At 43.8% G+C, this 25,791-nt stretch carries 20 protein-coding genes; 6 read left to right on the top strand and 14 right to left on the bottom strand.

Annotated elements, in window-relative coordinates; genetic code table 11:
• Positions 1-142: 142 nt before the first annotated feature.
• From ligD to KUV50_RS13005, 11 genes are all read right to left on the bottom strand, one after another.
• The gene (ligD, locus tag KUV50_RS13055; protein ID WP_222580605.1) at positions 143-2,554 is read right to left on the bottom strand and encodes a DNA ligase D; all 2,412 of its coding nucleotides are present in this window, start codon (positions 2,552-2,554) and stop codon (positions 143-145) included.
• 3 nt (positions 2,555-2,557) lie between these two features.
• The gene (locus KUV50_RS13050; RefSeq protein ID WP_222580604.1) at positions 2,558-3,337 is read right to left on the bottom strand and encodes a Ku protein; all 780 of its coding nucleotides are present in this window, start codon (positions 3,335-3,337) and stop codon (positions 2,558-2,560) included.
• A 143-nt stretch (positions 3,338-3,480) separates the two neighbouring features.
• The gene (locus KUV50_RS13045; protein WP_222580603.1) at positions 3,481-4,533 is read right to left on the bottom strand and encodes an AI-2E family transporter; all 1,053 of its coding nucleotides are present in this window, start codon (positions 4,531-4,533) and stop codon (positions 3,481-3,483) included.
• Between the two features lie 134 nt (positions 4,534-4,667).
• Positions 4,668-4,811: a hypothetical protein gene (locus KUV50_RS13040; protein WP_222580602.1), complete on the bottom strand. Its 144-nt coding sequence runs from the start codon at positions 4,809-4,811 to the stop codon at positions 4,668-4,670.
• Positions 4,812-4,850: 39 nt separating this feature from the next.
• Positions 4,851-6,137, bottom strand: a complete 1,287-nt coding sequence (locus tag KUV50_RS13035) for an ATP-dependent RecD-like DNA helicase (protein WP_222580601.1) — start codon at positions 6,135-6,137, stop codon at positions 4,851-4,853.
• Positions 6,138-6,146: 9 nt separating this feature from the next.
• The gene (locus KUV50_RS13030; protein WP_222580600.1) at positions 6,147-6,728 is read right to left on the bottom strand and encodes a tRNA-(ms[2]io[6]A)-hydroxylase; all 582 of its coding nucleotides are present in this window, start codon (positions 6,726-6,728) and stop codon (positions 6,147-6,149) included.
• Positions 6,729-6,892: 164 nt separating this feature from the next.
• On the bottom strand, positions 6,893-7,672 hold the full coding sequence (locus tag KUV50_RS13025; protein WP_222580599.1) for a hypothetical protein: 780 nt from the start codon (positions 7,670-7,672) through the stop codon (positions 6,893-6,895).
• Between the two features lie 99 nt (positions 7,673-7,771).
• Positions 7,772-9,163 carry an exonuclease domain-containing protein gene (locus tag KUV50_RS13020; protein ID WP_222580598.1) on the bottom strand — a complete coding sequence of 464 codons (1,392 nt, stop codon included), beginning with the start codon at positions 9,161-9,163 and terminating at the stop codon, positions 7,772-7,774.
• 556 nt (positions 9,164-9,719) lie between these two features.
• Positions 9,720-10,844 carry an outer membrane beta-barrel family protein gene (locus KUV50_RS13015; RefSeq protein WP_222580597.1) on the bottom strand — a complete coding sequence of 375 codons (1,125 nt, stop codon included), beginning with the start codon at positions 10,842-10,844 and terminating at the stop codon, positions 9,720-9,722.
• Positions 10,730-12,190, bottom strand: coding sequence for a carboxypeptidase regulatory-like domain-containing protein (locus KUV50_RS19610; RefSeq protein ID WP_315899976.1), 1,461 nt, complete (start codon positions 12,188-12,190; stop codon positions 10,730-10,732). The genes KUV50_RS13015 and KUV50_RS19610 overlap by 115 nt, the downstream gene beginning before the upstream one ends.
• A gap of 377 nt (positions 12,191-12,567) precedes the next feature.
• Entirely contained in the window at positions 12,568-14,601 is a 2,034-nt protein-coding gene (locus KUV50_RS13005; RefSeq protein WP_222580595.1) for a ComEA family DNA-binding protein, read from the bottom strand.
• Positions 14,602-14,774: 173 nt separating this feature from the next.
• On the opposite strand from KUV50_RS13005, the gene KUV50_RS13000 reads away from it, so the two are divergent.
• The 4 genes from KUV50_RS13000 to KUV50_RS12985 all read left to right on the top strand — a co-directional run bounded on the left by KUV50_RS13000 (position 14,775) and on the right by KUV50_RS12985 (position 19,267).
• The gene (locus KUV50_RS13000) at positions 14,775-16,967 is read left to right on the top strand and encodes a glutamine synthetase III (protein WP_222580594.1); all 2,193 of its coding nucleotides are present in this window, start codon (positions 14,775-14,777) and stop codon (positions 16,965-16,967) included.
• Positions 16,968-17,387: 420 nt separating this feature from the next.
• On the top strand, positions 17,388-18,140 hold the full coding sequence (gene tpiA / locus KUV50_RS12995; RefSeq protein ID WP_222580593.1) for a triose-phosphate isomerase: 753 nt from the start codon (positions 17,388-17,390) through the stop codon (positions 18,138-18,140).
• Positions 18,141-18,213: 73 nt separating this feature from the next.
• Positions 18,214-19,077, top strand: a complete 864-nt coding sequence (locus KUV50_RS12990) for a helix-turn-helix transcriptional regulator (RefSeq protein ID WP_222580592.1) — start codon at positions 18,214-18,216, stop codon at positions 19,075-19,077.
• Complete coding sequence (locus KUV50_RS12985; RefSeq protein WP_222580591.1) at positions 19,055-19,267, top strand: hypothetical protein; 213 nt, start codon at positions 19,055-19,057, stop codon at positions 19,265-19,267. Before KUV50_RS12990 ends, KUV50_RS12985 begins: the two co-directional genes overlap by 23 nt.
• 110 nt (positions 19,268-19,377) lie before the next feature.
• Here KUV50_RS12985 and KUV50_RS12980 read toward each other — a convergent pair whose 3' ends face one another.
• Positions 19,378-20,271 carry a glycosyltransferase gene (locus tag KUV50_RS12980; RefSeq protein ID WP_222580590.1) on the bottom strand — a complete coding sequence of 298 codons (894 nt, stop codon included), beginning with the start codon at positions 20,269-20,271 and terminating at the stop codon, positions 19,378-19,380.
• Between the two features lie 200 nt (positions 20,272-20,471).
• Between KUV50_RS12980 and KUV50_RS12975 the strand changes: the two genes are divergently transcribed.
• Together KUV50_RS12975 and KUV50_RS12970 are read left to right on the top strand one after the other, a co-directional pair.
• Positions 20,472-21,959, top strand: a complete 1,488-nt coding sequence (locus tag KUV50_RS12975) for a magnesium chelatase (protein WP_261395190.1) — start codon at positions 20,472-20,474, stop codon at positions 21,957-21,959.
• Positions 21,960-21,971: 12 nt separating this feature from the next.
• Positions 21,972-22,589, top strand: a complete 618-nt coding sequence (locus tag KUV50_RS12970; RefSeq protein ID WP_222580589.1) for an L-threonylcarbamoyladenylate synthase — start codon at positions 21,972-21,974, stop codon at positions 22,587-22,589.
• A 760-nt stretch (positions 22,590-23,349) separates the two neighbouring features.
• Here the strand turns inward: KUV50_RS12970 and KUV50_RS12965 are convergent.
• Both KUV50_RS12965 and KUV50_RS12960 read right to left on the bottom strand, forming a co-directional pair.
• The gene (locus KUV50_RS12965) at positions 23,350-23,526 is read right to left on the bottom strand and encodes a hypothetical protein (RefSeq protein ID WP_222580588.1); all 177 of its coding nucleotides are present in this window, start codon (positions 23,524-23,526) and stop codon (positions 23,350-23,352) included.
• Between the two features lie 198 nt (positions 23,527-23,724).
• Positions 23,725-25,788 carry a T9SS type B sorting domain-containing protein gene (locus KUV50_RS12960; RefSeq protein ID WP_222580587.1) on the bottom strand — a complete coding sequence of 688 codons (2,064 nt, stop codon included), beginning with the start codon at positions 25,786-25,788 and terminating at the stop codon, positions 23,725-23,727.
• Positions 25,789-25,791: the final 3 nt, after the last annotated feature.

Genomic DNA, 25,791 nt, shown 5'->3' with positions numbered 1-25,791 from the left:
ATCTCTTTGAGAGTATCTAATGATCTAATATTCCAAATGTATAGAACAATAGCAGATAACATTGATACAAATCATTTAATTTATAACTTAAATGAAATGGAAATCAGATTTTGGGAAAGATTTATGGCTTTCAATTTTCAAGCTAGCCCTGACGCTCCAACTTCCCAAGGGCTTGCATCATATCCAGCCTGCCACTAAGCGTGGCGGCAAACAAATCATTTTTTTCTTCGATCCGCTCCGGAATCGAATCAATAGTGAAGTCTTGTAGAGTGACACCTTCTTCCAGTTCTCCCCATGTGACCGGTGCAGATACCAAGGCCCCTGGAACCGGACGAACACTGTAAGGTGCTGCGATCGTCTGCCCCCGTCGGTTCTGTAAATAATCCAGGTAAATTTTGGGACCTCGTTTCTTCAGACTGCGTTCCATTGTGGTGATGTCCGGTCGCTTACGGTGGGTAAGGATACAGATCAACCGGGCAAAATCACGAGACTCCTCGAATGTGTATTCACCCCCCAGGGGGATATAAATATGGATTCCTCGGGAACCCGATGTTTTTGGAAATCCGGCAACCTGACTAATTTCCAATATTTCTTTAATCACCAGTGCAACTTCAACGACTTCATCAAAACTGTTGTTTGGAGCGGGATCCAGATCAATAACAGTGTAGTCAGGGTATTCAATATGATCAAATTGACTCAACCATGGATTGATTTCTATGCATCCGAGATTGACCATATACAATAAAGCGGCCTCATTCTGACACAGCAGGTAATTAATGTGTTTTTTACTGCTTTCGGAGTATATCTTGATTGTCTGTAGCCAATCAGGGGCGTGTTCCACATCTTTTTGATAAAACCCGGGTTCATCGATTCCATCCGGGTGGCGATGCAGGTTTTGCGGGCGACCTACCAAGTGTGGGAGCATCACTTCAGAGACTGCGATGTAATAATCCAGCAGATCGTATTTTCTTATTCCGAATTGGGGCCAATACACTTTTTCTAAATTGGATAAGGTAAGATGGATTCCATTAACCTCCAATCCGTCCCCTGAGTCTGTCTTTGGTTCACTGGGAGTAAAAGCGATAGCAGGTGGCATTTTCAGCGTCTTGTCGGGCCTCATGCGTAGAAATACGGGGTGTCGGAAGCGTCCCTTTGAAGTGATTTCGCTGTATTTCACCTCACACACCAGTTTTGGTTCCAGCCAGTGGGGGATTCGTCCATTTAGATTTATTTTTTGATGAAAGGGCGACTTTTGCCGTTTGTATGACTGGAAAAGACGGAATAATTCTGTCATTTTCGATCCGGAGAACCCACTGCCGCACTGACCGCGGTATTTCAGTTGACCCTCCTCCATACTTCCAAGCATCAATGAGCCAAATGGCCTGTTCGATTTATCTGATTCCGTATATCCGCAGATAAGAAGATCTGCGGTATTAAATTTTTTAATTTTAAGCCAGTCATTACTTCGTATACCGGGATGATAGCGAGAATCTGCCTTTTTAGCCATGATGCCTTCAATTCCCATTTTGACAGCTTCTTTGTACAATGAGGTTCCTTTCTCCGACAAGTGGTCTGTAAACAGGATATGATCAAGGGCCGGAAGTAGATCTGAGAGTAATTCCTTTCGTTGGATCAGCGATAGCTTGAGTGTGGAATGACCATCAAGGTGAAGTAAATCAAAGACCATATATCGTAGATCTCCGGGTTGGTTTTTATCATAATTTTGTAAATCCTGAAACTGAGGAATCCCTTCAGAGTTGAGGATCACCATTTCACCGTCCAACAGAGCATCATGAGATATTGAGGACAGCGATTGCACGATTTGCGGGAATTTATTGGTGTAGGAAATGTTATTACGCGAATACAAATTGACGCGACGATTTACGACGTTTGCCAGGATCCGATAACCGTCATATTTGAGCTCAAACAACCAATCGGGATGGTCAAAAGGTGTTTTCCCAGTCGTTGCCAGCATGGGAGAGAGGGCCTCTTGTGTGGTGCCTGATAAGCTGGCCTGATTTGAGGTGGTTAAAAACTGATCTTCGGCATCATAATTCTGGTTGGTGCTGTGCGTATCCTCCTGCTTGATCAACAGCCATTGATCTTTCTTGCTGTAGTTGGTTCGCACCAACGTAAACTTTCCTTTTGTGCGTTGGCCATGAAAAAGCAGGTGGAGGGTGCCCTGTTCATATTCTTCTTCCAGCTTGTTGGGATCATTGGGTGCTTTGTAGGACTCATACCTTCCATGGTCCCATACAATCATTTTCCCGGCACCGTAATTCCCTTTGGGAATGGTACCCTGGAATGTGAGGTATTCCAGAGGGTGATCTTCTGTATGGATGGCGAGTCGCTTATCTGCCGGGTTCATTGACGGTCCTTTGGGTATGGCCCAGCTTTTAAGTACGCCTTTCATTTCCAGTCGTAAATCGTAGTGAAGCCGCCGGGCATCATGGCGTTGGATGACGAACCGGTATTGTCCGGAATGGTCCAGGGATCCGGCAGGTTCCGGTGTTTTATCAAAATCCCGTTTCTGCTGATATTTTTCCAACCCCATGGCCTATGATGCTTTTTTACTCTTTTTTTTCTGTTCCAGGCTTGCTTTCAATTTTGCCATCAGATCAGTGGCTTCGGTGGGGGTGGATTCCACCTTCTTCAATTTCGGTTTTTTACCCTTGGCTTTATCTTCAATGATCTTCATCAATTTATCATTGTATACATCTTTAAAATTGTCAAATTGGAATTCGGACGTATATTGATCGATTAGGGAATGCGCCATGTCCAATTCTTTTTTAGATACTTTCGTATCAGGAATTTCCAATTTGGACGGATCCCGGATCTCATCCGAGAATCGTATCACATGCAATACCAATGCATTTTGATAAACCCCGATGAGAGATAAGTGTTCTTTTTGTCGCATGACGAAGGTGGCGACACCCAGTTTTTTAGATTCCTGAAGCGCTTTTGTAAGTAAAGCATAGGATTTTTCGCCCCCTTCTCGCGGCTCGACGAAATAGGGTTTTTTAAAAAGCACATCTGCTACCTCCGCCTCTGCTACAAATTCTTCGATATCTATAGTTTTACTTTTTTTCATATCCGCCATGTCAAAATCCTCGTCTTCCAATACGATGTATTCATCATCGCGCTTAAACCCTTTCACAATATCATCCCACTTGACTTCTTCTCCGGTTGTTTCATTTACGCGTTTGTATCTGATTCTGGCGTGGTCCCGTCGATCCAGCATATCCAGATCAATTCGACGTTCTTCCGAACCTGAGTACAATTTGATAGGGATTGAGACCAATCCAAAGCTGATACTTCCATTCCATATAGACCTCATAATGTAAAATGTTTTATTACCGGTAAATGAAAGGTACAAAATGTGCTTTAAATATCAGGTTCTTCTTCCTGTTCCGATTCATTAATACTTTGATTAAATTGGAACATCAAGTTTGACAGACACCACTTGTCTGGGTAAAAAAATTATTCCGTTTTTTTTATCAGATAAGCGAATGGCTCCATTCCGGCAGCATTTTCAAAAAAGACCTTCAGAACTCCGATGAGTGGCAGCGCAATCACAGCACCGACCAGCCCCCAGATGGCACTAAAAACGATCACACCAAAAATGGTCGCAAAGGGGTTTAGGTCGATTTCATCCCCGATGATCCAAGGAGTTAATAGATAATTTTCAGCCAACTGAGCCAGGGACACCACGCTAAATACCGCCAAACCAGCCGGCCAGCCCGAGTAGATGTATGCCAGCAACATGGCGGCGCCTCCTCCGATCAGGTTCCCCACATAAGGTATAATGGAAAAAAGAGCTGCAAACAAAGCCAGAAAAAGTGCATAGGGGACACCACTCACCCAAAAGCCAAGGAAGTATACCACAAATAATATGGCCATGATTTTAGACTTACCCATCAGATAGTTAAAAACGATGTCCCTTGATCCGGTCTGAAACTGACGCATTGCCTGTTGTTGAGACTCCGGGACCAGTTTTCTAAGAAAATTCAAGAACATGTCTTTTTGCATCAAAAATAAAATGATGTAGATCAGGATGATCAATGATTGGGAAAGGATGGTCGTCAGTGAAGCCAACATGGTCATCCCAAACGATTTAAGCTTGTCTGTGACACCGCTGGAATTTGACAGGTACTTTACAAAATCAAATCCAAAAGTGGATTCACTCCATTGATTAATATTTTCGAGCTTTTGACTGCCTTTTTTCTGAATTTCGTCCCAATCTCCGGCAATGTTTTCAATCTGCCAGGTGACCAGGCCGCTGATGATCAAAAAGACGAGGATCATGATTGTCACCGAGAGGCTGATGGCAGCCCATTTTGGTAAACCCCAGCGTTGGAAATTTTTCATTGGAGCGTTCAATACTATGGCCACCAAAATACCCAGCGTAAGGGGAAGAAGAATGGTGCTGCCGTAGTACAAGACGGCGATCACTCCTAGGACAATTAATAAAAAGTATATCGTCGTCGGACTTGACAATTGGATTTTATTCTTACGATCTGGTTTGTGGTCCATTCATGGTTGTTGTCAATTTAAAATATTAATGATATATGGTTGCCTCTCTAAAAGAAGATGATTGGCGAAAATGTTTCACACCCTGATGTATGCAGCTGATGTATGATTCAAAAGATACATACTTATAGGGTGAATTAATAGCTGCTGTACACCAGGTAAACGAGGATGACCAAAACAAGCGTTACCAATCCTACAATGACGTAAAATCGTTTTTGAAAACCCTGGCTTTTCTCCTCCTGTCTTCGTTTTTTACTTTTTCTTTTATTTATTCCTCTCATGAAAGTATGATTGTTTGAGTTTTAGGTTAAAGTTTAAATTTAGAACATTTTTCGATAATATTGGACAATTTGATCATCAGTTTGTATATCATCGGGTTTCAAGGGCCGTTTGAGATATACGCCGGCCAGGCGGGTACAGCGACTAAGAGCCACATAAGCCTGACCAAAGTCAAAAGCGCCACTACCCATGTCGATGACTACCTCCTCAAAGGTCATGCCTTGACTTTTGTGAATGGTCATGGCCCAGGCCAGGTTCAGCGGATATTGTTCAAAAGAACCGGTGACTTCTGATTTGATCTGACCATCCTGGTTGATGGTGTATTTGATGTTGTCCCAGCTGTTCTTTTCTACTTCCACGGTGGATTGATTTTCATTGAATACCTGGACATAAATGGATTTATCAGAGATGGAAGTCACTTTCCCCAGCGTCCCGTTTACATATTTTTTTAAAGGATCATTTTTGACAAACATGACTTGGGCGCCTTCTTTGAGCATTAATTCCGGTGGAGCAGGACTGGTCGACCGGGAGAAATTCCCGGTAACTTTGGCCTGAAAGATCTTTGGGGAACCCGGTAGTTCATGCAGTTTTTTAAGGTTTATAGACCGGGCCAGGTATCGACGTGTGCAGATCGTTACGCTGTGATCGGGTATGGGTTGGTGGGGCTGATACCGTTCATTGATGGCCTCCAGGGTCTCCCAATCCGCATTGTTGTATCGAATTTCTTCCAGTAACCGAAGAAAATGATGCTCTTCCTGACGGTACACTTTTGTCAGTTCAATCCCACGTATATCAACATCGTTTTGCCATACATGGGCTGAGAAAAAGTAAGGCGTGTCATAGTGGTATTCCATGTATTCCCGTTCTGCACTCTTCGCAACAATGGGGGGAAGCTGAAAAAGGTCACCAAAAAACACCATTTGGATGCCACCAAAAGCTTCGTTATTCGCTCTGTTCAGCCGAAGTGCCTGGTCAATGTTATCAAGCATATCGGCCCGAACCATGGAAACTTCATCAATGATGATCACATCCAGGGCTTTGATCAATTTTCGGTTTTTTAGCTTTTTAAAGTCCCCCGGATTCATCATCCGCGGCGGAAATCGGAAAAAAGAATGGATGGTCTGACCTTCAACATGCAAAGCTGCAATACCTGTGGGCGCCAGGACAACCATCTTTTTTAAGCTGGATCGTCTCCACAATTTGAGCAGGGTGGATTTACCCGTTCCTGCTCGTCCCGTGATAAAGTAGTGATCCGTAGACGACTCCAGTTCATTCATGGTCGCATTGAACTGATCATCAAGCTTTAAAATCCGTTGGTTTTTATCCATATTTTGGATTTAGTGCATACGATCTCCGCGGATGGCCAGATCTTTCATGATTTCAGCTTCATGATTTAAATATTCCTGCCATCGCTCCCGGACGGCTGGTTTGTCGCCATAATTTTCAGCCAGATTCAGAAACATTCGATAATGGCCCGCTTCCGATACCATGAAGTGGTGGTAAAATTCCCGCAACTTTTGATCTTCCAATTCTTGGGATAATAATCTAAAACGTTCACAAGACCGGGCTTCGATCAATGCACAGACCAGGAGTTTCTCGATCAGCCGATCTTCCCTGGAACCACCTTTTTTCATGAACTTATTTAATGCAGCCACATACTCGTCCTTTCTTTGAAACCCCAGCGAGAGCTGACGCTTTTTCATTTCTGCGATGACCAGCCGGAAGTGGCCCCATTCTTCGGTAACTACCGGTGCGACTTCTTCCACCAGGCGCTTTTTATCCGGGTAAAGCTGGATCAATGAGATGCATTGTGTCGCTGCCTTTTGTTCACAATAGGCGTGATCGGTTAATATATCTTCCAGCGTTTTTTCAGCCAGATTGACCCACCGCGGATCGGTGGGGAGTTTTAGTCCTAACATTCCATTTACATTTGGTAAAATGTAATGATACACGTAATATTGGAATCGCACAAATCAAAGCGCGTCATTTTGGTCCGCTGGACCGTACCAAAGGATGGGCTGGCTGCGGTGTACTATGATATGCAGCGGCGGCCAGGTGTATTGAGAACACGTCTTGGTAACAATTACTCCTGTAAGGTGACGTGGATCTTCTCTACGCCCGTATTCTTGCTGCGGGGATCATACGCCGATACATAAACATCATAACTGCCTTGCTGCAGTCCGGACAGATCAGCCCGAAAATGATTCGTTGCTGTATTCTCAAACGGAATGCTTCGGATAAATTCTTTCCCTTCATAAACCAGCGCTTCCACTTCCATAGGCTCACTGTCCCAGGTTCCACCGGGACTAATGGGGCATCCGCACAACATGATCATAAACAGATCAATATGGACATCTTCTTTATGCTGCATTGATAGGGATGCATGGGGCAGGGGATGTTGGATTCGCATCGCAAATCCAGGCATATCCAACACGATACCATCGCCAGACATGGCTTTGCCGGGGATCAGCCATTGGGTTTGTGTCATCGTGATGGGATGACCGGTATAGGCTGTATGAAAAGTTGCTTCAATTTCGGCAAAAACCGGACGGGTCAGCGGAATGGTGGTCTGGAAGGCCGCTGAGCCCGGCGTACTTATCTCGTCGTAGCGCGATTTATCGTTGAGAACTAATCGTTTTGTATCGCCCGTACTGCCTTCGGTCTTTCCGGATGCCAGAATTGTACCGGTAGATTGATCCTTGATGGTAATGTCAACGCTCCCCATGCTGTTTCCGATTAACTTAGCATCGTGTGCGATGACCCGGACCGTGACAGGTGTCTCCACCTGACTGTACAGACTCGAAGTTAAGGTCGAAAATAGGATAAAAGAACAGATGGTGAGAAGACTATTTAATGTTTTCATACAGTGGAATTTTTATTTTATTAACAACGGTCCGGATAAAATGGTTTTTAATTATCGTTGGAGCCAGCCAATGGTCAGGCTGTCCGGAAAATCAGAAGATCAAAATGACTGGAAATCAGATGGTAACTTATTGATTTTATATCGCTTTTTATGCTTTTGTATAAATGTGATCACCTGATCATTGATGGCGAGAGGTGGTCGACAATCGTTCAGATCCTCGGGATTTATTCCAGTGTTTCCAGTTTCGATATCCAGGGTTCCTGTTTTGATCAGAATCCCTCGGTGGAATACAAAGCACATGGCTTCGTGGTGGGAGTAACTGTCGTCGATAACGATGTAGTGGAAGTCCTCACGGAAGTGCAGGTCCGATAGAAGTTCCCGAAGGGGTGTGTCCCATTCTTTGTTCTCGGGAACATTGCTAGCTATGGACTGTACCACAATAGATTGACCCGAACGATCGAAAGTGAAATATTCGGATAGACCATGTTTTTCAAGTAACCCCTGAACTTGTAACTTGGCAGATCGTTTGCTTTTAAATGTTTTGATAAATCCATTTTCCTGTTCGTCCATGATCGGATGCAATTCCATTTTGAAACCGGATCCTTGTTCCTTTTGCGCCACATGAAGACCGTAAGGTTTGAGTGTTTTTCGTTGTGCAATATTATATTCCGGACGTTGTTTTTTAATGACCTCATCTTCGCGCAGAATGGCTGCAATCTCACTGCCCGTTTCTTCATAATCGATGCGTTGGGTTCGCACTAAAAATTTAAGGGATTTTGTGGTTGGTTTTGAAAAATGTTGCATCACTCTTTTTTGGATGTTTTTACTTTTTCCCACATACAGCAAGTGATCATTGTGACCGAAAAAATAATATATACCACTCGTCTCTGGAATGCGGTGCAGATCTTCCAGATTTAAACTTCCGGGTAGTTTGCTTAGTTTTATTCCATTGTTAATCAGGTGATTGAATGCGTTGTCTTCCTGGTCTTTATGAAGCAGTTGATTGAATACTTCAACTGTTGCTTGAACATCAGCCATTGCCCGGTGCCGTGTTTCTACCTGAATATTAAAGTAATCAATTAAGCGATCCAGCCCGTACCTTCCGATCTGAGGAAACAACTTTTTGCTCAATTGTTTGGTGCACAGTTGCCGGCGTTGATAACTATACCCTAACCGTTCGAATTCGCTGCGGATAAACATGTAGTCAAACTTCACGTTGTGTGCAACAAAAATACATCCCTCGGTCATCTCAACAATCTTTCGGGCTATCTCATAAAAGTAGGGTGCGTCTTCGACCATCTCATTGGTAATTCCCGTGAGATTTTGAATGAAGGGTGGAATGGGTCGTTCCGGGTTGATTAATGACTCGAAGGTATCAAGGACATTCCTGCCATCGTGAATGGCGATAGCAATCTCCGTGAGTCTTTCCCGACGTGCGCTTCCTCCGGTCGTTTCGACATCGATGATTGCATACTTTCTCGAGGATTTCATAGGGCCGGAATCATTGGATAAGTCATAACTGTAAATATAGCTTTTCTTTTTTTCACACCAACGTCATTGGGAGGACTTCTTATTATATCAACTCCTTTGTTTTTTGGGCATTCCGTCAGAAAAATGAAACATAGAGCAAACCGGGCGGTATACCCAAACCCGGAAAATTCATGGCTTTTGAATGACCTACCTGGCGTTGATTATGTGTTTTAGTAATAGGACCAAATGTAGTCTCGGTCGAGCCGAGACGGAAAGTTCAGTATGACTGAGCAAAATCTCGCCATGGGCGAGATCGAATGAGGTCAATCCACATTCCCCGCCTTCGCTGGGGGAGGGCTCTGCCCCGAGGATAAAGGATGAATCAAAAGTCAAACGTCACCCAAAATTGGGCTATGTATTAGCTCCAATTTTGGGAATTAAGCAATTGATTCATTGCATATTATGCATCATACTAGATTGACGTGGTGAATAAAGCGGGCAAAGCGGTCATACTGCTTAAAAGATATACATCGCCCGATATTTTGATTAATGTGCCATCCTTTGGTTTTGATTCTTATTAGAATTGTTCATCACCAAAAATGCTTTTTCCTTCCTTCGCTTGCTTTGATTGGGTATTCAAAGAATAGCTTGCCAAAAATTCAAAAATAGGACCGGAACGATCAAAAGTTGTTTGTTGAAAGAAAATTTGACTTCCGGTAGCATCATAAGCGCGCGTGTTCAGTCCCTGAATATTGGATCCCAGCAGATCTGTAACTTTTAGTCCGAAGGTCCATGAATTCCACCTGGCGGGGGAGTAATGCATGGCTGCATTTGAAACATAAAAGAGTTCATTTTGACCTTGAGTGGTTACTGTTGCCGAACGAACATCCATATCAATGGAAAGTCTTAGATCACTGCGTAGAAATAGATTCATATTTCCTTTGACGTTCCAGTTCGTACTTTGATTGTCTTCTTTAAACCCGAAGATATCTGCCTGGACATTGAAGTCATAAAGGGAGGCTCCGATCATAAAACGAGCCCGTGACCCGGCGGTGATATTCGTGTTTATTTCTGCACCCAGTGCCCGTACATTGCCCGAATTGGTATAGCTTCGAATTAATACATTTTCTTCTTCAAATACGGTATTCGCTCTGAAAATGGCATCATCTGTTCCTCTGTAAAATCCTGTCAAGGTCAGTTGCTGATTCCCAATTCCTTTTATTAAGCTTAGTTCAGCAGTTTTTAGATATTCTGGCTTCAAAGCTGGGTCACCCACCACGTAGACTTCATGGTGACGTCGGTATAGAAAGGGAGACATGTTTTTGGTGGGCGGACGATTTATTCGCCGGCTGGCTGCCAATATCAATGAATTTCGTTCGTCAATATCATAGCTTACATGAAGGCTTGGAAACCAATCTGCTTTTTGTAGGCGATAAGAGGGTTGTGTTGGTCGTTGAAATATATTTAAATAATTCGGATTTTCAATTTCCATGAGCTGGTCTGTGTATTCAAAACGCAACCCAGTTCGGTAGTTGATTTTATTCCAGCTTCCTACGTAGTCAATGTATCCCCCATATATGGCCCGGTTCAAATCAATGCTGTTGTTGAACTCATGTTGAGGAATCCATGTATTTGAGTGGATTTGTAAGGTGTCAAAATTGAATGTACCGGACTGACGGAGTAACTGCGGTTGAATACCCACCCCAAGAGAATGGCCATTGCCCAATTTTTTTGATAGTTGAGCGAGAGGCGGGCTCCCTCTAAAGGCGTATCGTCGGTCTGGTAAAACTGACGGGCCAGCATACCCACTTGATCGTTCACCGCATCAAAGGCATACGCTGGATTCTGTAGACTCCAGTTTAATCCGGAATGTTCATAGAGTAGCGAAGCTTGCAACTTTGAGTTTTGGTCAATATTTTTGGAAAAATCAACGGAGCCCGTATGGAAATTACCATTCCGGTCATCGGTATTTGGATTGTAGATATGATGGGTGAATTGTTCCCGGCCTTCCAACTCATGTTGATCTATATCACCATAATAATTATGATATACGTAGTGTGCCGTACGCCCTTTGTTTCGATGACCGTAAAAATAGGATGCTGAAATGAATGTGGTGGTATCCAGATGGTAATCCATGCCCGCACTGACTCCATAATTTTCTTGCCATTCCAGACGTTCGCCTTCTGCTATCATATGGTAATAGGAATCATCAGGTTGTAAAAGCCGGGCATCTCCGGAGCGGAAACTTTTTAGATTTCTTGTGCTATAATTCAGATTCCCATAGAAAGATATCTTGTTGTTACGGTAGTGAAGATTGAGCCCTCCGCCCCAGCGATCATAGTTAAGATTCTGGTCACTGTATTTGTGCACTTTATTCGCCCACGGCACTCCGCCAGCCATAGCATCCGCCTGGACAGACCATCCCTTTCTGACGGATTGCGTAGTTGTGATATTAACGATACCGCCTGAACCCTGTGCTTCCATCCGGGCCGTGGGCAAGGTGATCACATCAATACTTGCAATAGTATTGGCCGGAATCTGTCCTAGGAGTACCGATGCTTCCATCTGTGTCGGTTTGCCATTGAGGTAGACTGCAAAATCAGTGGAACCGCGCAAAGTCACTTCACCGTCATGATTGACTGACAAGGATGGCAGGTTAGCCAGGATGTCTGTTGCGGTACCTCCCCGGGCGGTCCCGAAGTGATCTGCCCGGTAGGTTTGCCGGTCGATTTTCCGGCTCGTCGTACTGGCCAACCCGACGACTTCCACCCCTTCCAGTTCCAGGGCTTGGGATTGGAGATAAACCGTTCCCAGTGGAATTTCAGGATTTTCTGAGGACAGTACAATACCGGAGAGGGTGTCTGTCTGGAAGCCTAAGAAGGAAACAACCAGATAGTAATCGCCATAATCTAAATTTTCAATCTCAAAATTGCCATTATCCTGTGTAATAGTACCATCGGTCAATGCTGAAGATTCGGTATCATGTACGGCCACGGAAGCAAAAGGTAGAACCGAAAATTTTGGTAGACGGGTTGGTATCTTGAGCAAAAGAGTTTGCGATAACTGTGAACCAGATGAAGAAAACAAAGCCCATTGATGAAATTCTACTCATGATTATCTGTTCTTTTATAAGGCAGAACCCCGGATAGACTATAAAGTTTGACGATACAGGGGAAATAGCTATAAAAAAAGAACCTCCTGCCGATAATGAAGAATACCGTACGCCGATTTGCATTTCAAATACTGGCGAAGGATTTAGCCCGCAAAAGTCCAACGTCACCCAAAATCGGGGTATGTAATAGGCCCAATTTTGGAAATTAAGCAATTGATGCACTGTGTATTATGCGTAGTAATAAATTGACGTGGTGAATAAAGCGGGTTAGGGATTCCTGGTTCTGTTCTTACGTAAATACCGCTCTTGAGCTCTAAAATTCATGGATCATCTGAGCCTTTATTTGTTGGTTAAACGATCCGGGTACCGCATTGTATCCGCTTCCTACCTGGTCCTGTCCGGGTAGGAAAGTCCAGCCGGTACGCAATTCGATCCGCAAACCCCGGCGCCATTTCCGACTGATCCTGGCGGCGATCCGCCAGCCCGTTCCATAAAAAGCTGGAATACTAAAACTATACCGGATGTCAGGTTCATAGCTGTAAATCCGGGTGTCATAGGAAGGGATGTCGAACCAGCCTATTCTACCGGCATAGGTCCACCAGGAACCGAGTCTGGAGAACAATAGATCGCTAAATACCATGTATCCGTATTCCGGGATATTGTTGGTAGGCTGAGTACGGACCACCTCTATACGGTTTGTCCACCGCCACCGTTGGTATTTGATTTTACGAAATTGTATTCTGAAATTAATTTGGTCTTTGTAGGTGACCGTGTTGTAAGCCGGGGAAAGATGACCGTGGTTTTTAGCCCGGTGTTTCCATTTTAACTGGGCAAACATTTCCCATTTTCGTCGGCGGGCGGTCTCGTATCTGACCATGAAGTCCTGATCGAAAGTAGGCCCATGCGCTTGAAACGTGGGCCAGAGTCCTTTCCAGCTGTCGAGGTAAAAAGACAACCGGGAATATTCTTTTGGGTGGTAATTCATCCCAAGATAGATTCCTGATTCATTATTGGGCGTGGATCGAGCTGAAAAAGCATTCCCAAAAATCGGCGCAAAATGGGCAGGAAAGCGTCGAATAAGCAGAGCAGCATCCAGACGAGCATTGAAACTGTACAGACCTGAGACCGTGAAAGCAGGTGAGCGGTATTTTTGTGTAGCTACCTCGCCAAATAGGTGAAAACTTTTCAGATGACCACTGAAGTCCAGGGAATGTCCAATGAAATGTGAACCGGTTAATCGTCGGATATTATCGATCCGTGTAACCGGTTTATAGGGAAATGAAAATCCCTGATAAATAGAGTTTAAACCAATTTTCCAGGATTTGTGATCCCATTGGAAACGATGTCCCGCTATCGTTTCTGCCACTTGATTCCGCTTGGCGTCTTCATGGATGGTCCGGTGTAATCCATTGGTCTGAAAAGCGCTGAAATAAGTGGCATGCTCCGCTGGTTGCCCCCGGAGTGTGGCATCCCGCTTTTTACGATGGATAAAAACGAAATTTTTAATGGATCCTCCGGAATCAAATTCTGCTGCAGCCCCCCGGAAATAATTGTATTCACTCGTTCCGGAATAGGGTTGGATCACCGGCGCTACTCGTTTTATCATCAGGGGATTGGATGATTTTGTGATCGCAAACCCCTGGTATTGCAAGAGTCCTTGTCCCAGGCTAATGCGGTAATCACCCAAAGCAAGGGTTTTTATTTTATTGAATAATCCGGTTCTGAAGAAATGGAAGTGAATGTGGTCAAATCCCGGTTTTCCTTTGAAATTGAAAGATTCGCCTGCATCCTTTTCCAGGCTCATTCCCCAGCTGTAGTTATGCCGCTGGAAGTGTCGGTATTTAATCAATATGCTTTGCGGGCTTCCCTGGTAAGCTGGTGGTTTGTCGTCTTGGGATCGAAAACCAGTGCGCTTTGGAAGATATCCGGAAGTGCGAAACAGGACATAACCGGCACCATTCTGAGTTATTTCATTTTGATGATGCACTGTAATATAAGGACGCAATAGCCGAATTTTTTCCAGAGACAACTCCGGAATCACCTGCAATTCATGGGGGTCGATAAAAGGTCCGTATTTGTCTCTATACGTCAGAATGGCATTTATTTCTGTCGGATTCAATATCCGGAATTTTGCCAAATCATGGTTTTTTACTGTATTGAGGTCCATGGGGTGCCTTTTGGTGTATTCCAATAGGTCCAGTATATCCGTGTAATCGGCTATTTGATCTATAACATCATCAGACAGTTCATCCAGAAATTCAAGTGGATTCTCTACGGGACTTTGGCCCACCAGGGAACACCCTGCTGTCAACAGGATAACTCCGAGTGTGTATTTTTTCCATCCCATAGCCATTGCTGATCATTTGGAATTCACAATTGAGTCCTCTTAACTGATTGATTATCAAATATAATTAAAAATATGGCTTCATTGAAATAAACATTTTAAGAAAACATCAATTCTGATGAATGTTAGATTACTACTATCTTTACATCATTAATCAAATAAAAAAATATTTTCCAATGGGCTCACCACGATTTTCTGCTCTTGAAACCATCATCGAACGAAGTCCTCATGAAAATGGGGTGCTAAAAAATTCATTACCCAATATTGCATCTTATTTTGGCTGCAACACTTTTAGCGACGAATCCATGGCAAAGTATTTGTCCAGAGATACCTACGATCTGCTAAAAGATGCCATACGTGAAGGTAAAAACCTCAATCGAACATTGGCTGATGAAGTAGCCACCGGAATGCAAAAGTGGGCGCAAGATAAAGGGGCTACCCACTATGCGCATTGGTTTCAACCCCTGACGGGACGGACGGCAGAGAAGCATGATTCCTTTTTTACCATTACTCCGGATGGCTCTGTACTGGAAGAATTCAGTGGCAGTTCTCTGGCCCAGCAAGAACCGGATGGCTCTTCTTTTCCGGGCGGTGGACTTCGGTCTACCTTTGAAGCACGGGGTTATACGGCCTGGGATCCTTCTTCCCCGGCGTTTATTTTGGAGATTGGCGAAGGAAAAACGCTCTGCATACCCACCATTTTTGTGACCTATGGGGGAGAAGCATTGGATTATAAATTACCACTGCTGAAGTCGGAAGAGTATTTGACCAAAGCAGCTTTTGATGTGTGTCAATTATTTGAATCCAATGCCAATCTGAAAAAGGTCAATGTGACCCTGGGATGGGAACAGGAGTATTTTTTGGTCGATGAGGCGTTGTTTTATGCCCGGCCTGACCTGATGTTGACGGGACGGACCCTGATTGGGAAAAATTCCCCGAAAGGGCAGCAACTGGATGATCATTATTTTGGATTGATTCCGGACCGGGTATATGCCTTTATGCGAGACCTTGAAAAAGAATGCCATAAACTGGGTATCCCGGTGCGGACCCGCCACAATGAAGTCGGGCCGGGTCAGTATGAACTGGCACCGATGTTTGAAGAGGTGAATGTGGCTATTGATCACAATCAGCTTTTGATGGATCTTATGGATCGGGTGGCTGCCCGACATCAACTGCGTGTGTTGTTGCATGAAAAACCATTTGAAGGGGTGAATGGATCAGGCAAACACAACAATTGGTCTTTGTCTACCAATACAGGGAAAAATCTGCTATCCCCGGGTACTTCACCGGGAAAAAGTCTTGAATTTTTATCGTTTTTCGTGACCACCATACGTGCGGTACATGAATATGCAGATATTCTCCGTGCCAGTGTGGCGTCTGCATCCAATGATCACCGGCTGGGCGCCAATGAAGCGCCACCGGCTATTGTTTCTGTATTTATCGGAGAGTTCCTGACCAAGGTGCTGAATGATATCGCCGAAGAAAAACTATCGGATGAAGATGGCGTCAAAGACATCATGGAGCTCTTGGCTAAAATTCCAGAACTCAAAAAAGATAATACGGACCGGAACCGAACTTCACCGTTTGCGTTCACCGGCAATAAGTTTGAAATCAGAATGGTGGGGTCCAGACAGAACTGTGCGGCGACGATGACCATTATGAATACCATCGCCGGACACCAACTGGTCGACTTTTATGGCCGGGTTAATGATCTTCTGGAGAAGGATATTCCCAAAGAAACTGCGATACTTAAAGTGATCAAGGAATACATCATAGAATCCAAAGCGGTTCTTTTTGAAGGGGATGGATACAGCGAAGAATGGCGGCTGGAAGCCGAACGAAGAGGTCTGCCCAATCTGGCTAAAACACCAGAAGCATTGCATTCGTACACCACGGAAAAATCGAAAAATTTATTTTCAGAAAGTGGTGTAATGACGAACAGGGAGCTGAAGGCTCACTATGAAGTGATGATAGAGAATTACATCCTGCAGCTTCAAATTGAATCCAGAACGCTGGGAGAAATTGTGATTAATCATATTCTGCCGGCAGCGATTAAATATCAAAGCGACGTGTTAACCAATATGGAAAAACTCAAAGGTTTGGGTTTTGAAGTTCAGAAAGCGCAAACAGAATTGGTCAACGATATTTCAGAAAATGTATCCAAAATATATGATTTGGTGCACGAAATGACCACGGTCCGTCGGAAGGCAAATGAACTCGATAAAGCTGAAGATATCGCCAATGAATATTGTTATAAGGTTGCTCCCTTGATGGAAGATATTCGTGTTCACACCGATCGATTGGAATATCTGGTTGCAGATAAAGATTGGCCAATGGTGAAGTACAGAGAACTCATGTTTATGAAATAGGGCAGGGACGCTGCGCTTTGGGTCGCTACGCTTTGGGACGCTGTGCTGTTATGGGATGGCACACTGCGATCCACTTTGTGCTGGATGAAAGACCTGAAGGGTCGATGTTATAATAGCGATGGGTGCAGCCCATCGGATAAGGTTAGCGAGGAAATTTGAGCCCTGAATGGGCGATGGATTCGCCGATAGTCGATTATCGATGGGTATTAATGAATGGACACCCCGTATAAAACCTGCTGTAACCCATAAAACTATATACTTTCATTCCCTCAGTGATTCACTTATTCATGCATTTACACCGGTCTGTTGCGAATGCAGCGATTGAAATGTCAGATCACTAAATCAGATTTCCAATCTGAATTTTATATCTTTGCTCCAAATCTTGGTAAGTCTACTACCTAACATCTAACAAATCAAATTATGCGTAAAAAAATAGTTGCCGGAAACTGGAAAATGAATACGACCCTGGAGGAAGGGCGCCGATTGATAGAAGCCATTGTGGATCAGGAAAAACCTGAAGATGTCACGTTAATTGTCGCTCCGCCTTATACGCATCTATCAATGGTGAACAATGTCATTGATGGACAGGAAGGGATTTTACTGAGTTCACAAGATTGTTATCTGAAGGAGTCTGGCGCATATACTGGCGCAGTAGCACCTGCGATGATCCGAAGTACGGGCGCGACGTATACCATACTGGGGCACTCAGAACGACGAAGTTATTTCCAGGAGGATAATGCCACAGTTTTTCAGAAAATGAGGGCTGCTTTTTCAGAGGGGTTGAAGGTGATTCTTTGCATAGGCGAAAAGCTGGATCAGCGTGAAGTTGGTGATCACTTTAAAGTGGTACAGAATCAACTGGAAGAAACGATATGTAAATTTTCAGCCAAGGAAGGGAAAGATGTCATCCTGGCTTATGAACCCGTCTGGGCAATAGGCACAGGAAAGACAGCTACCGCAGATCAAGCGAATGAAATGCATGGCTTTATACGTGAAGTTATTGCGCAAAATTTTGATAATCAGTTTGCCGAACAAATTCCGGTTTTGTATGGAGGAAGTTGTAAACCAGGCAATGCAAAAGAATTATTTTCACAATCCAATGTCGATGGTGGATTGATTGGCGGCGCCTCACTTAAAGCAGAAGACTTTCTGGCCATTGCAGGATCGTTCTGATGAATTTATTTGCATTTCAGGTTATTATATATTATAATTGTTCTTAAATTGCAAGAACAACCTGCCCAGCAACATGATAAGCGATGTAACCAAACGATTTATCCAGTGCCATGATTTTCTCAAAGAATCAGGGAAGGTACGGTCAAGTCGACAATTTGCATTGGAGATCAATTACCTTCCTCAGAATCTCAATAAGGTCTTGAAAGGCGAACGGGACATTCCTATGGAACCCTTGCGGTCTGCCGTCGAAGTATTCCGCATCAATCCAACTTTCCTTTATTTGGGAGAAGGAAAGATGTTTATGCGGTCCGAACAGGAAGAGCATTTTCGGTTGTTGACCGTAGTCACAGATGACAATAATGAGGAGAAAATTCTGCACGTTCCCGTTCCGGCCATGGCAGGATATGCCGCCGAAGTGATGGATCCTGATTTTGTCAGTGAACTGCCGTCATATCGGTTGCCCGGGTATGACTTTCAGTATGGCACATTTCGTTCCTTTGATATTTCAGGCGATTCCATGATCCCTTATCTGGAACCTGGTGATAAAGTGGTTTGCCGGTTTATTGAACCCCAAGACTGGATCACCAACATTCGTGACCACCATGTATATGTGATCGTATCAAGAGGCAATGTCGTGGTTAAAAGAGTAGTTAACAATCTTCACCGTCACCGGCATTTGTTATTGATTTCAGATAACAAAGAGTTTAAACCCTACCGGCTAAATGTGAATGATATTCGTGAAGTATGGTACGTGAAAAATCGGATTACGACCTTTGATCATTCCAGAAAGGATCAAAATACTGCCCTCCAAAACCAAATGGAAACCATGCAAACGGCATTTCAGAAGCAGCATGAAATGCTGAAAATATTGCTGGAAAAAGAAAAGCACCAAAACAGAGAAAATCACATGACCTATGAGAATCAGGGGAATAGTTAGATACATCACATTGGAGACCGGATTTTGGGGGATTGAATCAGAAGATGGAGAAAAATATATACCGGTCAACATGCCAGAACAGCTTAAAAACGAAGGACGTCAAGTAGAAATAGAAGCAGAAACGGTAGGCAGTATGAGTGGACTGCAGATGTGGGGTCAATATGTGAAAGTACTTTCGTTCGAGACATGATGTACAAAACATGGATCGGTGCGCTATGATCAGTGGAAGCCCTGTTAATCGGATTTGTGAAGAAGAAACCTTTTATCGGGGAGCCGATAGGAGTAGAAATATGAAGAGCCTCATTCATTATCTGAAATTACACTCAAAAGTTCATTCAATTTAAGTACATCCAGTAAGGCCAATCGATCCGGATATTGAAGTAACTTTCTGATACACCAGCGCTTTAACTTTGCATTGGGTAGCCATTTAGTTGCTACCGGTAGCTTATCAATCCGCTGAGCCCAACGGACTAATTGACTTCGGTATTGGGGGTATTGCACGATTACCTTTTGTAAATTCCGGACGGCCGTCAATTGTTTTTTAATAAAATCTTCGTTTGAGCTTAAGCCACCATGTACCGCTTTCATACCCGTACGCTGTACCGAAAATCCTTTTTCTTGAATCAATAATCCAAAAAGCGTGTCCTCATGACCATAGGACCGGATAGAAGAATCAAATTTTAGCGTTTTAGCCAGGACGGAATGCAAGGCAAATATCCCGGTCGAGAAATGGACATAAGGAGCTTTGTACTGTGCGGGAACTTCTCTTCGTCTACCATAGTTCCAATGCAATAGCAGGTTATCTGCTGGTACATCATGTTGATAGTAATGAATTCCGGTATAAATGATCTTCCTACTATGCAAAGACGAAATCATTTGGTTGATAAAATCAGAATTGGGAACCATATCCGAGTCGATCGATAGCATCCATCCTTTCGAGTCGTGATCCAGAATTTTTTGTCGCATCGCTGCCCGACCGACATTGGTCTGCCTTAATTCCCAATTAATGAAAGGGAAGTCGTATTTCTGGGCCATCTCATGAAGTAGTGGTTGATATTTTTCATCCGATCCATCGTCCCAAAACTTCAATTTAATATTTTCATTTCGGGGTAGAATTTGTTCTATCAGCCTGGATATAAGACGATCCGGAATGAAGTTGTGATTGAGAATGTGGATGGTGTAACTTTTGATCATGGATGGTATTCCTCCGTATATTAAAAGTCCAAATTACGATAAATTCAAAATAATTTCAGCGCATCCATTCAATTTCGTCCGCTATAAAGTGCTCAATCTGAAACCATAAAATTTTTTCAAAAATATATGGCTGGGAATTCGTGATTGTCATACAACAATGTGATATTTATTTGGTTCCTTCTTATAAGAAGTTGAATTTAATGACAGGAAATAATGGAAATAAGATGGATTTGAAGTCAAAGAATGAGATCACTACTCTGGGAGCGCTAAAGAAGTCAGGCTATCAACCCCGGAGTATTAAACAAGAAATAAGAGAAAACCTGATCCATAAAATCAAAAACGGCGAGTCGGTTTTTGAAGGCGTCGTGGGGTATGATACCACGGTAATTCCAGATGTCGAGCGAGCATTGTTAGCAAAACACAACATATTGCTACTCGGTCTGCGAGGCCAAGCCAAAACACGAATCGCACGACAGATGACTGCTTTATTGGATGAATACATGCCCGTCGTAGCCGGAAGTGAAATCAATGATGATCCCCTGGATCCTATCAGCCGGTTTTCCAAAGACCTGATCGCTGAAAAGGGTGATGACACCCCAGTGGAATGGGTTCATCGGTCTGCGCGATTTGTAGAAAAACTGGCTACGCCGGATGTGACCGTTGCGGATCTGATCGGAGATATTGATCCCATCAAGGCTGCTACGCTAAAACTGCCTTATTCGGATGAACGGGTTATTCATTTCGGACTGCTTCCAAGAGCTCATCGTTCTATCTTTGTGATTAACGAGCTGCCAGATTTACAACCCCGGATCCAAGTTGGACTTTTCAATATTCTTCAGGAAGGAGATGTTCAGATTCGGGGATTTAAGATGCGGTTGCCTCTCGATATTCAATTTTTATTCACCGCTAACCCGGAGGATTACACAAATCGTGGAAGTATCGTGACCCCATTAAAAGATCGGATTGGAAGTCAGATTTTGACCCACTATCCCCGTGATATTGAAGATGCCAAAAAAATCACAAAACAAGAAGCCCGGCTCAATGAAAACCGACCTGAAATAAAGGTACCGGAAACCATATTCAATCTGATTGAACGAGTCGGGTTTATCGCCCGAGATTCTGATATGGTTGATGAAAACAGTGGAGTTTCCGCTCGCATGCCCATCTCCGGTTATGAAAATATTATCAGCGCCGTAGAAAGACGGATGTTCAAGAACAATGAAACGTCCAGCACCGTTCGTCTGGCAGATGTATACGCCATGATTCCCGCCATCACCGGGAAAATTGAGCTGGTTTATGAAGGGGAACAGGAAGGACCTTATCAAGTCGCTGTCGATTTGATCGGTGAGGCTATAAAAGAAGAATTTAAAACCTATGTACCAGATCCGGCTGAAGCCTTTGACGGTGATCCGCATTTTGTGGAATTACGGGCATGGTTTTCGACCGGGCACATCGTGGAGCTCGAGAATGATGTGAACGATAAAGATTTTGAACGAGCTTTGAACGAGGTTCCTTATTTGGACGAGATCGTGTTTGATTATATTGATCAACCACAAGATCGTATTTTTTGGAAGGAGTTTATACTCCATGCCTTGTCTGAATACAATGTTTTAAACAAAGAAGTGTGGGATGGTCATATGAATTTCAATGACCTTCTTGCGAATATGCTTGACGATTTAGATGAATAAATGTAATAAAAAATGGTATTAAAAATTAACGCCGAGAACCCTCAGGGGAGTAAGATTCAAAAAGTGATTGATATCCTCAACGATGGGGGAATTATGATCTATCCAACCGATTCAGTGTATGCTTTAGCCTGCCTTGCCAACAATAAAGAAGGGCTTAAACGCATCCACAGAATCAAAGGAACACAGCGAAATCAGCATTTTATGACCATTATGAGTCCGGATATTAGTGTTTTGTCCAAATTGACCATGCCGATACCCAATGATGTTTTTAAGCTGATGAAAAGGAATGTGCCTGGACCATATACTTTTATTCTAAGAGCGAATAGTAAGGTTCCCAAAGTGGTGCAAAGCCGACGAAAAACCATCGGTTTCAGAATACCTGAGAATCCGATTGCCCTGGATATTATATCTGGGCTGGACAACTACCTGGCAAGTACTTCATTGAAAGTAGAAACTGATGAGGGACCGGAGGTATATTATTCTGATCCGGAAGAAATTCAAGAACGGTTTGGAAAACTGGTCGATGTAATTGTCGATGGAGGAATCCAGGAAACACATTTGTCCAGCGTTATTGATTGTACCGATGAAACGCCTGAGATTATCCGTGAAGGTGTCGCACCGGTGATATAAAAAACCCTGTCAGGTTGACCTGTCCGTGTTAATTGGGTTCAATAAAGGTATAGGTTTCACTGGGGTGAAGATTTTTGCCTTTTGAGAATCCGTGTCTGCACGGCCAGGTCTTTCCATTTATTGCGTGAGAATTGATCGGTTATTCCATGGGAGTGGACACTTCAGAGCACTGGTGGACGAACTCATTAATACTACACACAATCTATGAACAAAATTCTTTTTTTTCAGCTCTTCATTGTCAAGAGCCTGATCTCGCTTTATTCACCACGTCAAACTATTATGATGCATAACACGCAGTTTATCAATTGCTTAAATTCCAAAATTGGGCATATTGCATAGCCCAATTTTGGGTGACGTTTGACTTTTGATTCATACATTATCCTCGGGACAGAGCCCTCCCACAGCCAAGGCGGGGAATGTGGATTGACCACATTCGGTCTTGCCCTTGGCGATATTTTGCTCAGTCATACTGAACTTTCTGTCTCAGCTCGGCTTTACCGAGATGAGACTTTATTCGCTTCTATGACTAACTCCTTGAAATAGAATACTATTCCGGCAGCTATAAGATTATAGATTTTAAAGTGCAATGAATGCTTACCCGCCCGAAACAGGGATGTTTCGGTTCCTTCATCAGAAATCAGGGTTCGAACCCGGGGTGCTCGAATTCCATATGAAAAGGGGGCTCATCGGACCTTTAAACTCAGCATGGAGTAAAAGATTACGGCTCAAAAACATAGAATGATCGAGGAAAAATCAATTTTCATTGAGGCTTGCTAAATACCCGCTTGATTTTGGCATTTAGACCATTGGAGCCTGAAAACGGCTCTGTAAGCAACTCCAGTTGTTTCTTAAGAGTACGGGAAATTGTCTTGGGCAGACCAACTAGAACTTCTTTTTCTTTGGCATTCAGTACTGATATTTGTTTGGTTTTTTGCATTGGGATAAATGATATAAAAATGAGTTAGTGGTTACGTTCATATTAAGAACGAATTGGACGCACATTCGTTACGACTTTGACCGAAAATAAAATGTTAAATAACGTGAAAAACGGAGTTGGATTCAGATAATAAAAATCCGTATCACATCGATGACCAGGTTCATAGATCGCTCCTGTTAACAAAAATAAAACACGGAATTAATTGATAAGCGTCACCTCACTTGTTTCTTCGATTTTCTGACCGTCGGGCAATGTCAATTCGATCATGTACACATAGGTGTCCGAAGGCATTTTTTTGCCGTTTTGCGTTCCATCCCATCCTTCGCCGCTCTCATCCGTATAGATCAACTGACTCCAACGGGAGAAAATGCGCATGCGGTTCACAGTGATGTTGCCTTTGGTGATGACCCGAAAGATGTTATTGGATTGGGCATTGGGCGTAAAAGCATTCGGAATGGTATAAGATGGCGGGGTAGCATTGACCGTGATGGTGGCCATGACCGGACAACCGTCTTCTGTTCGTGCAGTGACAGTAATCATGTTTTCTTCAGAAGCCATAATCAAATTTGCTTTCATCGTCGTTTCGTCGGTGATGTCTCCGTTGACTTCCCATACAATGTCCGTAAACTCTTCAGATTCATCCGTTAGCAAACTAGCCGTGATGGTTTCACCCTGTGCAACCTCCAAAGGTTCGATGCCGATAGAAACGGCGGGTACCTGGTGGATCGAATAAACAAAATTCCCGGTGCCCAGACAGCCATTGGCGTCAACCGCTGTCAATGTAGCTGAATTGATTTCATCGGATTTGATCGTCGGATTGGGGCAGTCGGTACATGAAAAATCTACGGAACCGGCCCAGCTGAATGATTCATATTGTTCGCTTTCTACAGCCGTCAACTGAATGTCTTCGCCTGGACATACTGGTCCATCTCCCTGGATGGTGATGGGGTTTGGCGGTTTTACATTGATGTTGACGCTTGCGCTGGTGGGGCAATGCTCGGTTTTAAGGTTGAGTGTGATTGTCGAAGATTCTTGGACGGTGGCTTTTGTTTTAACGCATTCTGTGCAACTTACTTTTTCTTCGGGGCCCCATTCATAGGATTCGAAGCGTTCTGGGTTGAGAAGCTCGATTTCTACGGTTTGATTAGGGCATATTAAAGTATCTGTGAAGTTGAGCTGAATAGGTGGGTTGTCAACATTTAAGGTGACGCTGTCATGACTTATGCATGCATTGTTGGTGGTGGTCCGCACAAAAGTAATGGTGTCAGTGGTCGTCACTGTGAGATTTGCTTTTTTGACATCAGAAATTACGCCCGTTTCTGGAGACCACGCATAGGTCACGTCGGGATAACGGTCTTGTTGCAGTTTCATTCCGTAAATCGTTACGATCTCACCGGGACAATATGGATCTTTATTTGGAATGGTGTCGAATGTTATTTCAGGAAGACTGTCTACCTGGACATATACCGTGTCCGTGACCACACAACTGCCGGCTGAGACGGTCGCATAGAGCCAGCCAGACGACACCGGATTAATTTCGATGGTATTTCCGGCACCCTGGGCAAACTGAAAGCCTTGTGAAGCCCATTGGACCGTGTTGGTATTCGTTAACGTGGCCGTGACTATTTCCGGTGCATCTTCTTCGCAAAGATACAAAGTGTCCGCTGTGTTTATCTGAACGTTGACTTCAGATTCGATCGTGAAGTTAGCTGACTCCATGCAACTTCCCTGATTGGCGGTCACCGTCATTTCCGTGTTGTCCTGAAAAGAAAAAAGCAGCGTATCACTTACTACATTACCGGGCATCCAAGTGACATTTCCGTTGCTGGATGCCGTGAGAACAAGTTCGTCTCCGGGGCAAGCGGAAAAATCCTGCATCGCCGAAGCTTCGAGGAACAATTCGTCCTCCAGGCTAAGAGTTTCCTCATGAAGGATAGCATTTCCAGACGTGATCGTGATCGTGACGTATTCGTCCGATTCGATTTGATCATCCTTCACAGCCTCGATTACAAAAGAATAAGCTTCTCCGGGTTGGATGGTTACATTGGGCAAGACATCGGTTGATAAATCATCATCATCATAGTTTCCGTCCAACGAAATGGATAAATCGGCGGCGGTACTTCCTTCATTGGTCAGAATAAACTCCCCCTGCCCGCAGTCTTCGATCAATGTGTTCTGTGGTCGGTTCGACGACCAGGTAATATCCTGAGCCCATGAAGAAGCGGCCAGAAGTAGAATTAAGAAAATGAAGTTGATTCTCATAGA

It is taken from the genome of Membranihabitans marinus (assembly GCF_019802045.1).
Classification (GTDB): Bacteria; Bacteroidota; Bacteroidia; order Chitinophagales; family Saprospiraceae; genus Membranihabitans; species Membranihabitans marinus_A.
Note: the sequence above shows the minus strand (reverse complement) of the source record. Positions and strands in the feature narration are given on the sequence as shown.